Raw genomic sequence first — 14835 nt, forward strand, 5'->3', positions numbered from 1 at the left:
GTCGCACAACAAACGCTCAAGCGGCCTTCGCCTTCTTGAGAGTTTACCTACGGCCACGTAATACCAGCCTTCGTATATTTCCTCTCGACGGTTCTTAGGGACAAGAACTCTTGCCTACTGGTAAAGAGGAACTAGAAATGTCGAGCATCTCCCATGGCCTTCAAACCCATACGCTGGGTCCACCACTGCTACCGTTCGCACCCGCCGCCGACCCCTACCCTGACCCCGACACGCCTGTTCGCGCCAAGCGCAGTGCCCCCCAACCGCCTGCCCCGCAGACATCCGCGTGGACGCTGCCACCGTTGCCCGCCGCCGCGCCTGACGCCACTGCTGCCGCTGATCGCCTGCTTCAGGCGTCGCTGGGAGGCGCGACCTTGCGCCAAGCGGCGGACCGCAAAGTCCAGGTACCGGCCGACGCCACGATTTTTCCGCTCTACGATGCCTACCGCCGTGCGCTCAATACACCAGAGCTGCGGGCCTGGTTCCTGAGCAAGGGCCTGGTATTGTCGACGCTGGTGATCAAGCCTGGCTCTGTCAGTGGCAGTGTCATGCGTGATGGCGTCTCGAGCGTGCAAACCTTTACCACCAGCGATTCATCCGGTTGGTGGCAAGTGAGCGCGAGGTTGCGTAGCGCCTTGAGCGGTCTTGATCCACAGGGCAATGGCTTGCCCTACGCCAGTGGCGACGGCGATCAGTTTTCCCGCAACGCGATGCTGCGCTGGTATGGCGTCCAGCCCCCCGTCGGCTCAGGCGACGCGCAGCACGTCGAGCATGCGTTGGCGCAGGCGGACTGGTCGGCATTGCCTGCTGCTCAAAAAGCAGACCTTCAACACCGGGTACAGGCTGCCAGGCAGGCGATTGGCACCCTGGATGAGCGTGCTCACCTGGCCAACATCCTGACCGAACGCATCGCAGACAAGCCCGATGACGAAGCCGTCGCGCTGGCCGACATGCCGGTGCAGGTCAGCAGCACTTCCACGCTGACCACCGACAGCGCCGGCAAGGCGCGGCTTGAGGACATCCTGCAAGCCCACGGGCGACCGTTGCCCACCACGGTGGGCGAGCTGCGAAATCTCGTGCGCTGGCTCATGGCAGCACTGCCGCCGCCACCGCCCCAGGGAAACTACACGCATCTACTGGCGAGCACCTGGGCACCCGGACGCTTATCCAGCGCAGACAAAACTTTTTTGGCCCAACTGAGGGATGACCCGGCGGCTGAGTTCAACCTCCTGGCTGTGCTGGACGTTGGCGGTATCGTCAATCGAAGCACACCCGAGCACCTGCGCGCCCACGCCGATGATTACCTGGATCAACTGCTGATTACTCACGTGGCGCTGGTATGGGGGCAGGCCCTTGGCTTCAACCGAAAATTTCGCGGGGCATCCGGTAACACGCAATTGTCAGCCGACGAATGCAAGCAATGGATCATCGCGGCGATCAAGTTGCAGATAGATCCTGACGCGCCTGGGCGTCCTGGGACCATCGCCGGCTACGACATCTATCAGCCTGCCAACAACGGGCGAAGTCTTGCCGCAGTACGTGCGGATATCGAAGCTCATCTGCTCAAAAACAAGCGGCTCAACCCCAAGGCCGCGCCGCTGGTTGCCCACCTGCTGCTGGCGAGCGCGGCGCCTGAGTTTCTCGTGCGTGACGTCCCCCCGACATTGCGCATGGGCTCGATGCAATGGGCCGATTTGCGCCTGGGTGTCGCGTTTGCCGAGCGCCAAGGCGGGGCAGGGTGTTCGCGTGCCATGAACCACGATGAAATCATGGCCCTCAGTCGGCTGGACCCGAGCACCGTGGAAGAGGCGGCGGTCCTGGATAACCATGGTGTCGATGCGTTACTGGACTGGGGCTTGATGCAAGGTATCTATCCCAAGCCGGACGATGAGCGCTACACACCGCCGCATTATCAACAAGCGAGTGAAGCCTTCCAGGCCCGGCGCGAGCAAATGCTCATCGCGCTGCAGGTATTCAAGCGACCGCTACCCACACGTCGTGACTTGGCGATCGCGCACCTGCAAACCGTGTTTCCCGGCCTCAGCGTCGAGCAATTGCAGGCCTTGAAGGTCCATATCGCCGACCCTGACGTGCGTCGCAATATGAAACAGTCCGAGCCCATGACCCGTTCGTTGATCGAGACCTACATGACCGGCGACCTGGTCAAGGATCGATGGATGCTGCTGGTACCAGGGGCGACAGTACCTCAACGTCCCCCGCCTAAAAGCCCATTTGATTTCAATCGCGGCCTGCGCCCGGCCGATCAAGCTGCTGTTGACCAGAACGTGCGTGAGTTGAATGGCAAAATCGCCGAGCTGCCGGATGTGCAGGCCCTGTTACCCGGCGAAGTGGACACCTACCTGGCGGACCTCAAACAAGCACTCGGCACCACGACCCGCAGAATGATTGCCGAGCTGCCGCTGGCAGATCGACAAGCCTTGGAATACGGCAGCGTCGAACTGTTCGCCCTGCGCGAGCAAACCGACGCGGTGCTGGTCCTGGAGCAGACGGCAGGGCAGGTCGAAGAGCGGCGGGGGCGCAAAGGCACGCTGATACGCTGCGTCTACGACGGTAAGGTCAGCTACTTCGAAGTGTTTGCCGACAAGATGCTGATCGTCAAACGCGAGGACCTGCCCGATCAGCTGAAGGTGGGGGGCACGCTTGAGAGCGTTCAGAAAACCTATGGCCCATGGGCACCCACCTCCGTGCAGGTGCAGAACGGTGCGCAGGAGCCGTTTGACTTCGCCGCCTACACCTCGAACGCTCTACCGCAGCCGGGCGTGACGTCTTCGGGGATCATCATCGACAAGCTCGGCGACACCTTGGCAGCTGCCCCAGCACCCGCGGCGGGCGACTCTCAGGAGCGGGTTCCGGACAGCTTTGCCTCGGCTCGAACCGAGGCGATTGTCGAGCGCATCATGCAGGGTAACTTTGTTCATCACCGCGACACGGTATTGAAGAACGCCAGGGGCGAGTTGCCAGTCGAGCAACGGCGTGAAGTGTCGCGGCTCAATGATCGCCTTCTGCTGAGCCTGATTCCCTTCGTAGGGGCCTTCATGGAGCTGGCCAAGGGCAATATCATCGAAGGCACGCGCGGCCTGATGATTGACACGTTTGGCGCATTGCTGGGCGGGGCCGGTTCGACCCTGCGCCCTCTGGTCAAATCGACAAAGGTCGTTGCGCCGTTTGGGGCCAAGGCTTTTCGCGTACTGGAGAACGGTGTGACTGTTGTCAGTGCGTTTTTGAATCCGTTGGACGGTGCGGCGAAACTGTTGAGTGGCGGCGTGAAGGGCGTATTTGCGCTACCCACGGCGGTGAACAAGTTGCCCAAGGCGTCGGCGGTGTCCACTCTGGTTGCGGCGGAGGAAAAACTGCGCACGTATTTCGGCTTGCAGGGAGGGTTGCACCAAATTCAGCTCGAGCAGGACGCCGCCGGACAGGCCGCCGCTCAAGACGGTCACAATCATGCGGTACCGGTTCGCGCGGTACAGTCTGACGGCGAGTGGTATGCCATCAATCCGCAGAACGGGACGTTGATCGGCACGCCACTGGAAGATTTCAAACCGTCCAGTGCTGCGTAGAAGGTCCCATGCCTGACCGGCTCAGGCATGGGGCCGCTTGCTCAGTTCAGGCCCAACTTGCCACGCAGGGTCGACAGGTCTTCAGCCAGTGTATTGACCGGGCCCACCAAGGCCTTGCGGTCGTTTTCCTTGACCTTGTCGTAGGTCTGGAAACCACCGTCCGGGGTCTTGTACTTGGCCAGGATCTTGTCCACGCTGGCGAAGTTCTTGTCGACCTTGGCCAGGAACGCCTTGTCCTGTTTCTCGATCTGGCCACGGAACAGGTCGACGATTTTCTTCGCGCCGTCGATGTTGCCCTGGAAGTCATACAGGTCGGTGTGGCTGTAACGGTCTTCTTCACCGGATATCTTGGTGGCGGCAACTTCCTCAAGCAGCGCGGCGGCACCGCCGACGACTTTCTCCGGCGGGAAGGTCAGGCCATCGACGCGGGTCTTGAGGTCCTGAACATCGGTGTTGAGCTTGGCGGTCAGTGCTTCCAGGCCTTTGGTCGAGTTCTGCGAGAACAGCGCGTATTCGATGCGGTGGAAACCGGTGAAGTCCTCGGCGGTCACGCCTTTTTCGTGGTCGTCCACACGCGAGTCGATGGAGGCGTCGAGGTCGCTGAACAACTCGGCGATCGGCTCGATGGACTCATAGTGCACACGGGTCGGCGCATAGAGTTTCTTGGCGGTGGCCAGGTCGCCTTGATTGATGGCGTCGGTGAACGCCTGGGTCTGGGTCACCAGCTCACCGATTTCTTCAGTGACGTAGATCTTGTAGTCCGACACCGGGCCTACCAGGTCCAGCGGCGCTGTGGCGGCGAAGGCGGCCAGGGGCGAAAGGGTCATTAGCAACGACAACGCGAGAGTCGACTTCTTCATGGGACGGTTTCCGCTGTGGGGTGGGTTTCAGGTGTTGGCAGAGGTGTGAAGGTGCGAAGCGGCCAGCAGCGTGCGTCCGATGAAGTCCTTGGGCCCGCTGACCCCCGGCAAGGTGAAGAAGTACCCGCCGCCGACCGGCTTGAGGTATTCCTCCAGAGGCTCGCCGTTGAGCCGGGTTTGCACACTGATAAAGCCTTTCTCCAGGTCGGCCTGGTAGCAGATGAACAACAGTCCCATTTCCAGCTGACCGTTCTTGTTGACGCCGTTGGAGTAGTTGAACGGCCGGCGCAGGATCAGGTTGGCCTGGGTCTGCGGGGTGCGTGGGTTGGCCAGGCGGATATGGGCATCGAGCTTGGTCAATTTGCCTTCCGGGTCCTTGCTGTAGTCGGGAACCTGGCTTTCTTTCTGGCCATCCATGGGCGCGCCGGTGGTCTTGACGCGGCCAATGATGCTTTCCTGCTCTTGCAGGGGCGTGCGGTCCCAGCGCTCGACGAAGTTGCGGATAATTCGCACCGCCTGGTAACTGCCATGGGCTGCCCAACTCGGTTCGTCGCTGCCGGGCCGCACCCACACGATCTGGTCCATGGCCTTGTTGTCGTTGGAGTCAGGGTTGGCTGAGCCATCACGAAAACCCAGGAAGTTACGCGCGCTCTGCGCCGGCGTACCGGGCTTGGCCGGGGCCTGGGGCGGCACGCTGCCTTCCTGTTTCCAGCGCACCAGCAGCAGGTCGGGCAGGTTCTTCACGATGTCGCGCAGGGCGTGGATATTGGTGTCCGAGGTGTTGGCGCAAAATTGCAGGCTCAGGTCACCGTGGCATTGCGCCGGCTCCAACGCATCGTTGGGAAAGCCGACCATGCGGATCAGGCGCTTGGGCTTGACCGCGCCGAGGCCGAAGCGCTCATCGAACAGCGACTCGCCGACGGACACGGTGATGGTCAGGTTGTCTGGCGTGACCACCGGGCCGAGAATCCCGGAGTCGGTGGGCGGCAGTTTGGGGTCGATTTGAGCCACGGGACCGCCGGTCATCAGGAAACTGATGCGCTCGTTCAAGGTGCGAAACAGCCGCTCCAGGTCGACGCGGTCGCTGGCCAATACGTCGAACGCCACGACCATGCCGCAGGCGGGGCGCGGGGTGACGATGCCGCTTTGGTGCTGGCCGAAAAAGTCGTGGTGGTCGTGGGTCTTGTCACTGCTCGGGGCGGTGGTGACTTGCTCTGGCGCGGTGGCCGCCATGGCCGGGCAGCTGAGGCTGCTGCCGGCAATCGCCGCGCCGGTTGCAGCCATGCCCAACAGGACACGGCGGCGTTGTAGGTCAAAAGATGTTGAATCACTCATGTGTGCGGTCGTCTTCACTGCAGGCCGGAAAGGCCAAGGGCGGGGTCGATTCCATCGAGTGCAACGGCCAGAGCCTTGGCCTTGTCGGCGATCTGCTTGCGCTGATCCGCCGTGACGCTGTCGTAAGAGGCGTAGCCTGTCCCGACTTTGAAAACTTGGAGTTGGGCATCGAAGGCGGAGAGGGCGCTGTCGACTTTCGGCAGCAGCTCGGCGGCGGATTTGGCCAGCAACGGACGCATCAGCTCGACCACTTTGTGCGCGGCTTGCAGATTGGCGGCGAAACCGTTCAGGTCGACGTGGCTGTAACGCTCCTCTTCACCGCTGAGGGCGCGAACATCGGCCAGGCTGTTGAGGTTGCGCACCACGATGCTCACCAGTTGCTCCGGTGGCAGGGATTGGGCCAGCAATTGCTGCTTGAGCTGGCTGGCATCGGACACCAGTCGCTGCGCAATCGGCGCCAGGCCATCGAGGCTGCGCTGCTCGAACAGGTTGTATTCGAGGCGGTGGAAGCCGCTGAACGCCGGGTCCTGTTCACGTTTTTCAAAGTAATCGGCGCGGGCGTTGATCGCGTTGTCCAGCTCTGCCAGGCGTTGGGAGGCTGGTGCCAGTCGCTGGTAAGCCTCACGGGCCGGCACATACAGCGCCTGGGCCTGAGCCAGGTCGCCGGCGTCAATGGCGTGTTGCAGGGCGGTGACGGCCTTGACCAATGCGCTGCCCTGGCTGCTCAAGTACACGCGAAACTCCGACAGCGGGCCGATAAACGCCACCATCGATGGCTTGGCCTTGGCCTGCGCCTCGGATTGCGCCGTTGGCGTGACATGCAGGGCGCCGCGCGGGTTGCTCAGCAGGCCACAGGTGATCGCATAGTCGCCGGGCAACAGGTTGGCGTTGATCACCTGGCTCAGGCCTGGGGCGATGTTCTCGCGTTCTTCGACCACCAGCACGCCGTCGAGGATTTCCCATTCCACCGCGCGGTCGGAGCGGTTGATGATGCGAAAACTTGCGCGGCCGGCCGGCACCGTCAGTTGGTTCGGCTCGCAGGCGTGGCCATGGATGGTCACCGTGACCTCGTCGTGGTTGGCCTGGCGCTTGCTCGCCGCCAGTTGCGAGGCGTAATAGAACAGGCCACCGGCGGCGATCATTAAGACCACCGAGCCCGCCACGGCCCAGCGCAGCGCACGGGGTGGCGAAGCCGGTTGAGGAGTTGGGTTGGACAAGGGGCGGTCCTTACTGACTGGAAATGGAAGAAGGTTCGGCGGCCGGCTTGGACGGCGCGGCGGGCAGGAAAAACATCACCAGAGCTACCACCAGGTAAATCAGATAGGCGCCGAGGGTGCTGAGGGTGGGCGCTTCCTGATAGCCGAACAGACCGGCGAGTACCGAGCCCAGCGGGCTGTCCATCGGCAAGACGGCGCTGAAGTCGAACAGCACGGTTTGCAGGTGATTCCACACACCCGCTTCGTGCAGGGCCTGTACCGAATTGGCGAGGATGCCGGCGGCCACCACCAGGATAAACAGCCCGGTCCAGCGGAAAAACGCGGCGAGGTTCAGGCGCATACTGCCGCTGTAGATCAGAAAGCCGACGATAATCGCCAGGACCAGGCCGAGCAGGGCGCCAATCGGCGCGCCTGGGCCTTCGCTCTGTTGGAACACCGCCAGCAGGAAAAATACGGTTTCCAGCCCTTCGCGGGCCACGGCGAAAAACACCATCAGGATCAACGCCGTGACCTGGTGTTTGGAGCCGGTCAAGGCCTGATCCAGCGAGGTGTGCAACGAATGCTTGATGGAGCGCGCGACCTTGCGCATCCAGAACACCATGGAGCTGAGGATGCCCACGGCGACCAGGCCGACCACGCCCTCGAACAGTTCCTGTTGTTTTTGCGGAAACTCGGCGCTGACCAGTTCCAGGCCACCGCCCACCAGCAGCGCCAAGGCAGCCGCGAGGAACACCCCGATCCACACAGCGGGCATCCACTGGCCACGGCCGGTCTGCTGCAGGTAACTGGCAATGATGCCAACGATCAGTGCAGCTTCAATGCCTTCGCGCAGCATGATAAGAAAGGGAACAAGCATTCGGCACCGCAGGGTAATTAGTTAGGCGGCTAAGTTGTAACATAATGATACTCATTGCTAAACAAGAAATATTGACCTTTGCTGAACGCTGGCTGAACGGTGGTGGCTAAGCGCAACCGCCCTTATGATGCACGCCATCGAGTGCGCGACCGGATTACCCAGCTTCCCATGTCGGAAAAAGACACCATCTCCCTCCACCTCGTGCGCGAAGCCCTGTTACAGAGCTGCGCGCCAGGAACGGCCACCGTCGAGGCCTTGAGTAAAGCCGGGATCGATCCGGCCCTGCTCGAGCAACCGGCCGCGCGCGTGCCGGCCACCGCCTACGCACGTTTGTGGCGATTGCTGGCCAGACGCACGGACGATGAGTTCTTCGGCATGGACCCGCGCAAGCTCAAGTCCGGCAGCCTGGCGTTCCTGTGCCGCGCGGCCATTGCGCAACCCAGCCTGGCTGCGGGTCTGGAAACCGGCTTGGGTTTTCTCTCGCTGATGCTCGAACGCATGCCCGCCCAGTTGGTGCGCCAGCAGAGCCTGGCGGAAATCGTGCTGCTCGAACCCGAGCCCGAGCCCAAGCGCGCCTTCACCTATTTCACCTACTGGATGATCGTGCACGGCGTCGCCTGCTGGCTGGCGGGGCGGCGCATCCCGATCCTGGCCATTGAACTGCGCTGCCCGCAGCCGGATTTCTGCGACGACTACCGGGTGATGTTCTCCGACAACCTGCGTTTCGACCGGCCGCGCACCCGCATGATCTTTTCCGCCGATTGCCTCGACCTGCCAATCAAGCGCAGCCCCCAGGAACTTCAGCGTTTCCTCGCCCATGCGCCGGCCAACATCCTGGTCAAATACCGCGACCCGGACAGCCTGGCTACCCGTATCAAGCACGACCTGCGACAAATGCCTCCCGACACTTGGCCGGAGACCGAGGGCCTTGCTGCTATTCACTGTATCTCCGCCTCGACCCTGCGCCGTCGACTGTCCGAAGAAGGGCAGACCTACCAGGGCCTCAAGGACAGCGTGCGCAGAGAATTGGCGATTGTTTGGCTGGCCGAGCCGCAGATCAGTTTTGCCCAGATTGCCGAGCGATTGGGGTTTGCCGACACCAGTTCGTTCTATAAGGCGTTTCGTAAATGGAGCGGATCGAATCCGGGGCATTATCGTAGTTTGATTCTTAATGACGCTACGTAAGGTGTAGACGAATCAAGCTTGTTGTTTTTTTAAGTGGATTTTTTGTTCGCCTGACAACAATGTTGCACTTACGCCAAATAAACCTGCAAAGCAGGAAGCTGCAACTATAATCAATGTCAGCGAGAAACCATATGCATCTAATAGCCCGCCAAAAACAGTATAGGAGATGCCGATAATAACTGAGTTGACTAGGTTTGCAACAGATAGGCAGGATGCTCGTATATGTGACTCGACATTGTCATGAATATAGGTCTCATATGAGGTCTCATATACCGCAGGTAGCGACATGATTAGAAGAAAGCTTGCAATTGAAGTGATTATGCCGATGTTCAGTGACAGAATTAAAAGAAGAAAGGTGACAATGACGGTTGTAGTGAAAGCAATTATACCGAGAGAGAACCTGGAGCAAATAAAACCAGCAGCCATGAACATCACTGCCGATATGGCTTCCACCGCAGCATAAATGCCAGCAATTATAGGTACCTCTAAACCTTGCATGGAAAAAAATGGCTGACCATAGATAAATAAAGGAATCGTTGCAAGTTCGAATAAAGCATATCCAATAAATAAAGGTATAAGAAAGGCACCTTTTTTAGAACGGAAAAAATTAATCAGCGAAGCGAAAAGCCGTTCTGTTTTTTTATCGTTCGTGCCGTTTTTTTTATTGGAGCTCAGTGAAATGGAAGGGAGTTTGAATTCGGGAATTAATATTACAACAAAAGCTCCAATTAGCTTTGATGCCGCAAAAATAATATAAACACTGTTCCAAGACCAGGTGTCTTGTAATACACCACCCAGAAGCATGGATAAACCTAATGAAACCGCACCAACAGAACGGGCGCGTGATAATATTTTTGGATATTCTTGCGCTCGATGTTCAGCCAGTAAGTTGTCATACAGTAATGCCCTATCTGAGCCGGAGCCCATGGCAATACTAGCACCGAACAGACAAAATATAATGGCGAAAGGAATAAACGAGGAAAATAGTAAAAAACCAACGCCACTTATGCATAACCCTAAAAAGCCAATGATAAGAGAAAATTTACGGCCATATCGATCTGCGAGTAAACCAGAGGGGATTTCTAACGCTACGCAAGAAAAGAATAAAAAAGATTGAAGAACACCTATTTCTCCTTGGCTGATGCCAAGTTGTAGTAAGTAAAGTACAAACAAGCTTCTCTGGACATCCAGGTTCATGAAAATTGACAAGGAATAATATAGATTGTCGTTTTTGTTTTTTAAAGGCTTTAATAGAGTCATTTTTTATTTAAAAACCTGTTTTTTTGTAAGTTCAAAAGATTTGAAATTTAAACTTAAGGTGCATGTCTCTACTTTTGAAGGCTCCATTTTTGCCAAATGCTGAAAAGCTTCCCACGCCATAAGCGTTAGCAACATAACCCTGAATAGCTCCTCTAGGCTCGTCGGCAAAGCAAATTATTAAATCTGCTTCTTTTGCTATGCTAAGTAGCAAGGCGAATAAAATTCAGTTGCAGTTATCGACTGGTTTTTTATAGTGGTAATAATAGATTGCAAGTGAGGTTGATGCTGTGAAAAAAGCTGCAAAGGCGGCTGTAATAAAAGGTGCAGGTCGACCGTATAGTGTTATAAGTAGCGTTCCTATGGCAGGGCCCGTAACAATGCAGAGTATTTGAACGCTTCTGAAAGAAGTTGACACTCTTCCGATATTTTCAGGAGGGCAGAGCTGTTGAAGAATTATATTTGAAGAAATAATCAATAGTTCGTAACCAAAGCCATTGATAAACCATGCGGCGGGGTAAAGCACTATTTTGCCAGGTACACTAATGAGTGCTATGGTTGCAGTCATTATTAACGCGGATGCGAAAAAAATCAGCGCGTACGACCGAAGTAAAATCTCATCAATGTTGTTGAGTTTAAATTTTACCAACAAGGCTGCGCACACAGCTCCGCCGGCAGTTGCTGAGACGATCTGTGAAAATACGATGGGTGGGTAACCTTCATGTGCCAGAAAAGAAGCCAGGTGGGGATCGTAGATGCCTAAAGCCAATGAGGTGAGCAAGGAATATAGAAAGCCAATGCGTAATTGAAATGGCAATGACTTAAATATCGAGAGCCCCCTTAGTAGGTCACGGTATAATGATAAAATTTTCGATGTTGAAGACTCGGGTGTGAATTTAATTTTTGCGCAAAGGGATATTAGAAATGGCAGTGTGAGGAACACAGCTGCAGCGGAAAAAAAGAAGCCATCCTTAGGAGGCAATACTATAGTGAGCAGTCCGGCTAATAACGGCACGGTAATTTTCGACACCTGATCAAACAGGCTGGTATAGCTAAAAAAAGACTTGTGCTCTTCCTGGCTCACCAATTTTCGCACCGCTATAGTAATTGAAGGGAAATAAACTAAATTCGATATTCCTTTAAAAATAACTAAAATTAAAAAAACATAAAAATTTGGAGAGTAGGCGAGCGCAGCGGTACACACCGTACGAAGTAAGACTCCAGCTAGTAATGTTTTTCTAATGTCTTGCCGATCAATCAGTGTTCCAACTATCGGCCCCAAAAACAACATAGGAGCACCCAGACAAAAAGCCAGTAGTGCTACTGAAGGTGGGGAAATGCTCCACAAGTATACAGGCACCGTGAATATTAGAAAAATATCTAGCCATAATGCCAAGCTGGATAATGCCTGGACAGCGACGAGCTCGTGTGAAGCCTTCATTACTTTGGCTCGGTTTTTAAAAAAATTGTGTCGTTGAATACGAACCCGTCAAGCCCATGCTCAATAGCAAAACGAGAGAGGTCACTTAACCTGTTTATAAAGCCGCGGCTGTTGAAATTCAGCGAGGTATTGCAGAGCACTCCTACGCCAGACACTTTTTTGTACTCACTGAGCAACTGATACATGCGAGGATTTTGATATTCGTTAACTGATTGGGGGCGTGCTGAGTGATCAACGTGTGTCACGGCCGGTATGGCATTCGAAATCACTTTTCGAAACTCCAGCATATAGGGTGACGGGTGGGCGGGTTGAAAATAATCGCTCATATATTCCTCCAGACATATGGGAGCAATGGGACGAAATCCCTCCCTGTTCTTGATTTTGTTCAAGCGTGCAAGATTTTCCCGTGGATACGGCGCCGCTAATATTGATCGATTTCCTAATGCTCTAGGTCCCATTTCACACCTGCCTTGCACCCAGCCCAATATATAACCGTTGTTGAGCAATTCTGCTATTTGTCGAGGGTTGTACTGCTTTTGAGTAAAACCGCGCGGGGTTTCAATGTCAGCGCATGGGGACTCGCCTGCATAGGCGGACCATGTAATCTTAGCTATCCCTTTGGTGTGTAGCAAAGCATCAATAGCTGTACCTATCGCAGACCCACTATCGTTTGGGCAGGGAGGGATAAACACATCAGAGAAAAGCCCTGTCTCGATCCACTTTGTATTCCAATCGCAGTTCAATCCGCAGCCGCCGGCAATCAATAAAGGAGCGTCATCAATAACCACATTTTTTTTGCAAACTGGTGAAATACTTCAAATATCGCATTTGAAAAATGGAACGCAAGAGTAGCGAATCTAGGATCTTCAAACCCCATATTGTAGTAGGGGGTATCTTTAAAATCATCCTTTCTGAATTTTCTAAAGTCTGAACTATCATCAAGTAGTGAATCAATAATGTATTGGCCGTCCTTATCAATTTCATTCGCCTCTCCGTACGCAGCAAGCGCCATTAGCTTGCCTGCGTCGCTTAGGCGTATCTGTCCAGGCCCGAAGTTGAAAGTAGGGTCCGCGAGCCCATATAAGAACGCAAATCTGTCGCCGGAATTGTCAATTACTTTACCCAAATTAGTAATATTTATATCTTTGTCAATTCGGTAAAATGCCCCGAATTGTCCCTCCCAGATTAGCGCGTAGCAGGGTTGACCTTGGGGAAATGGAGAAAGTCCGTAAGCGCATAAAAGATGGGAGCGCTCATGTGAGGAGGAAAAGTACGCAACATCTTGTCCAAGCATTGTACGTTGATGATAAATAATTTTATTCAGCCCAGAGTAACCTGCGCCGATGTCATCACAATCAGAGTCTATGATTTTACGCCATCCACTTTGAGCTATAACATCCAATGGTTTATCGATCATTTTCATGGCTTTTAGCAAAATATCAGGCGTTAAGCTTGAAAAACGAAGTCCGTTATCTTTTTCTGCTTCAATACAGAGCGTTAAGTGATTACCCAGAATTAAGGCTATTGCTCCGTCATGACCATCTTTAATTCCAAGAATTGCCAATTCCTCACTTTCAGACCCCACCATGAGTATGCCTCTTTATATTTTATTGAGTTCCTTCGATCAGCGACCTTGTTTCTTTTGTATAGGAACTCCCACTTCCATGGCCCGCACCAACCAAAAAAATAATGTGCTCGGCGGGGGTGTTCAGTTCTAAGAGTTCATTAATTTCTTTGTCGTGGAAGTAGCCGGTCAACCAAGGTTGTAAACCCAGCGCTGTGATCAATAAGTTTGCCGTTTGTGAGAGGTGTCCGACGTCAATAAGCATGGGGCGATAGGCACGAGAGTGTGGGTATTTCCACCAAAGTTTGTCAAACCGAGAGGTGAAAAGTATTGCGAAGCCTAAATTGTTTGCCCAGTGCTGGCCACATAAATAAGAGGATATTGGCTCTGGAGGAAGATCCCTTACGTACTCAAGAATATGTTGCTCGCTTATGTAATGATAAAGGCCGGGAGCTAAACCTTCGACATTGCGAACCCATACATATCCTTCTGTCGCTTGGAGGCCACCGGCGGAAGGTGAAGTTCTTCTGTAGCCAAATTTTTGCGATCCAATTGGTGCATCATAATCGATTTCTTTTTTGTCAGCTAACGTCCCGTACAGTATTGTGGCCAATGCCAGCAGAGACGACGGAATATCATAAAACTCTCTGCATGTTCGACGAGCCATGAGCGTATTCCAAAGGCTTGCCTCTTGGATTAAGTTAATATCGGGAGACGGAAGTAATGTTTGCTGTCCGCCTTTTTTCAAAGACATTACGGGTTCGTCTTTATGGAGTGACTCACAAAACTCTAAATAACTTTTTGCATATTCAATGTACATTTCTGGCTTGTCAGGGGAAGGAGGGTTTGGATGACATGTGCCTATGTGGAATATCTTGGACAGCACGTCCCAGCCCCAATCATCAACCGGTTTGGTGTCTAGCAATACACCAGATTCATGGATAGATCTATCTGCGGTCGTATCCATTAACCAATCACCCATCGAGAATTTGATGAGTCTCTTGAACTCCGCTGTATTTATTTCATACTGTGCGTGATTTTTATAATCCCATAAATATGCGGATCCTTCTTTAATAATTAAAAAGATCTCGCTGGAAATCCATTTTTTTGTTTTGGCGCACATAGAGAGTGCTCGCATGTAATTGTTGATTTATGATGCCTGGGCATAGCCCAGGCGTTAAATCAACGATTGATCACTGAGGGTCGACGCTCTAAAATCTCAACGACGTGCGGTCTGGGTGTGAATGAATAAATCGGAGTAGTTACCATCTTAATGGTGAAGTGTGGGTTGGTGTAAGCATCATTCGATTGATTCTTTAAGGTCGGTTCTATCATTGCTCTTTTCATGATGAGTTCCTCAAAGTTATCGCCTTCGCAAAATGACTAGGCGCAAAAAAACGGTAAAATTGCCTAGTTTTTCTGTCAATAGGGAGAGCTTGATGTCTTGTGTTTTTTTGGTGTTGTAGTTTGTGAAGGTTAAATTCAATTTGTAGGAAATCGCTCGATGTTTTTTCCTACGCGGCTTTATGGGGTTGTATC

Annotated in this window: 11 protein-coding genes; 2 read left to right on the forward strand and 9 right to left on the reverse strand. The window is 54.2% G+C overall.

The genetic code is table 11. The annotated features are described in order from the left end of the window. Nucleotides 1-137 precede the first annotated feature (137 nt). Entirely contained in the window at nucleotides 138-3581 is a 3444-nt protein-coding gene (locus AB4O05_RS17495; protein WP_460164764.1) for a hypothetical protein, read from the forward strand. Nucleotides 3582-3622: 41 nt separating this feature from the next. Here the strand turns inward: AB4O05_RS17495 and efeO (AB4O05_RS17500) are convergent, their stop codons facing one another. Genes efeO (AB4O05_RS17500) through efeU form a run of 4 tightly spaced genes read right to left on the reverse strand, consistent with a single transcriptional unit; the run spans nucleotide 3623 to nucleotide 7849 of the window. After that, nucleotides 3623-4441: an iron uptake system protein EfeO gene (gene efeO / locus AB4O05_RS17500; RefSeq protein WP_460136338.1), complete on the reverse strand. Its 819-nt coding sequence runs from the start codon at nucleotides 4439-4441 to the stop codon at nucleotides 3623-3625. A 27-nt stretch (nucleotides 4442-4468) separates the two neighbouring features. Then, entirely contained in the window at nucleotides 4469-5776 is a 1308-nt protein-coding gene (gene efeB, locus AB4O05_RS17505; protein WP_460136337.1) for an iron uptake transporter deferrochelatase/peroxidase subunit, read from the reverse strand. A 14-nt stretch (nucleotides 5777-5790) separates the two neighbouring features. Further along, the gene (gene efeO / locus AB4O05_RS17510; protein ID WP_460136335.1) at nucleotides 5791-6993 is read right to left on the reverse strand and encodes an iron uptake system protein EfeO; all 1203 of its coding nucleotides are present in this window, start codon (nucleotides 6991-6993) and stop codon (nucleotides 5791-5793) included. A gap of 10 nt (nucleotides 6994-7003) precedes the next feature. Next, the gene (gene efeU, locus AB4O05_RS17515) at nucleotides 7004-7849 is read right to left on the reverse strand and encodes an iron uptake transporter permease EfeU (RefSeq protein WP_460136334.1); all 846 of its coding nucleotides are present in this window, start codon (nucleotides 7847-7849) and stop codon (nucleotides 7004-7006) included. A gap of 168 nt (nucleotides 7850-8017) precedes the next feature. Here efeU and AB4O05_RS17520 point away from each other — a divergent pair, with 168 nt between their 5' ends. Then, nucleotides 8018-9034, forward strand: a complete 1017-nt coding sequence (locus AB4O05_RS17520) for an AraC family transcriptional regulator (RefSeq protein ID WP_460137554.1) — start codon at nucleotides 8018-8020, stop codon at nucleotides 9032-9034. A 12-nt stretch (nucleotides 9035-9046) separates the two neighbouring features. Here the strand turns inward: AB4O05_RS17520 and AB4O05_RS17525 are convergent, their stop codons facing one another. The 5 genes from AB4O05_RS17525 to AB4O05_RS17545 form a co-directional block, all read right to left on the reverse strand. Next, entirely contained in the window at nucleotides 9047-10231 is a 1185-nt protein-coding gene (locus tag AB4O05_RS17525; protein ID WP_460136332.1) for an MFS transporter, read from the reverse strand. 286 nt (nucleotides 10232-10517) lie between these two features. Then, nucleotides 10518-11732 (reverse strand): MFS transporter, encoded by a 1215-nt coding sequence (locus AB4O05_RS17530; protein WP_460136331.1) that lies wholly within the window; start codon nucleotides 11730-11732, stop codon nucleotides 10518-10520. Next, on the reverse strand, nucleotides 11732-12520 hold the full coding sequence (locus AB4O05_RS17535) for a carbamoyltransferase C-terminal domain-containing protein (RefSeq protein ID WP_460164765.1): 789 nt from the start codon (nucleotides 12518-12520) through the stop codon (nucleotides 11732-11734). Before AB4O05_RS17535 ends, AB4O05_RS17530 begins: the two co-directional genes overlap by 1 nt. Then, nucleotides 12493-13320 (reverse strand): carbamoyltransferase N-terminal domain-containing protein, encoded by an 828-nt coding sequence (locus tag AB4O05_RS17540; RefSeq protein ID WP_460164766.1) that lies wholly within the window; start codon nucleotides 13318-13320, stop codon nucleotides 12493-12495. Before AB4O05_RS17540 ends, AB4O05_RS17535 begins: the two co-directional genes overlap by 28 nt. A 19-nt stretch (nucleotides 13321-13339) precedes the next feature. Continuing rightward, nucleotides 13340-14419 carry a SagB family peptide dehydrogenase gene (locus tag AB4O05_RS17545; protein WP_460136328.1) on the reverse strand — a complete coding sequence of 360 codons (1080 nt, stop codon included), beginning with the start codon at nucleotides 14417-14419 and terminating at the stop codon, nucleotides 13340-13342. Nucleotides 14420-14835 lie beyond the last annotated feature (416 nt).

Source organism: Pseudomonas sp. S1_G07, assembly GCF_054668565.1.

Bases quoted from the DNA above. Each gene is read 5' to 3' on its own strand.
- efeU (WP_460136334.1), bottom strand. From the start codon at position 7,849: ATGCTTGTTCCCTTTCTTATCATGCTGCGCGAAGGCATTGAAGCTGCA.
- AB4O05_RS17495 (WP_460164764.1), top strand. From the start codon at position 138: ATGTCGAGCATCTCCCATGGCCTTCAAACCCATACGCTGGGTCCACCA.
- AB4O05_RS17540 (WP_460164766.1), bottom strand. From the start codon at position 13,320: ATGGTGGGGTCTGAAAGTGAGGAATTGGCAATTCTTGGAATTAAAGAT.
- AB4O05_RS17525 (WP_460136332.1), bottom strand. From the start codon at position 10,231: ATGAACCTGGATGTCCAGAGAAGCTTGTTTGTACTTTACTTACTACAA.
- AB4O05_RS17545 (WP_460136328.1), bottom strand. From the start codon at position 14,419: ATGTGCGCCAAAACAAAAAAATGGATTTCCAGCGAGATCTTTTTAATT.
- efeO (WP_460136338.1), bottom strand. From the start codon at position 4,441: ATGAAGAAGTCGACTCTCGCGTTGTCGTTGCTAATGACCCTTTCGCCC.
- AB4O05_RS17520 (WP_460137554.1), top strand. From the start codon at position 8,018: ATGTCGGAAAAAGACACCATCTCCCTCCACCTCGTGCGCGAAGCCCTG.
- efeB (WP_460136337.1), bottom strand. From the start codon at position 5,776: ATGAGTGATTCAACATCTTTTGACCTACAACGCCGCCGTGTCCTGTTG.
- AB4O05_RS17530 (WP_460136331.1), bottom strand. From the start codon at position 11,732: ATGAAGGCTTCACACGAGCTCGTCGCTGTCCAGGCATTATCCAGCTTG.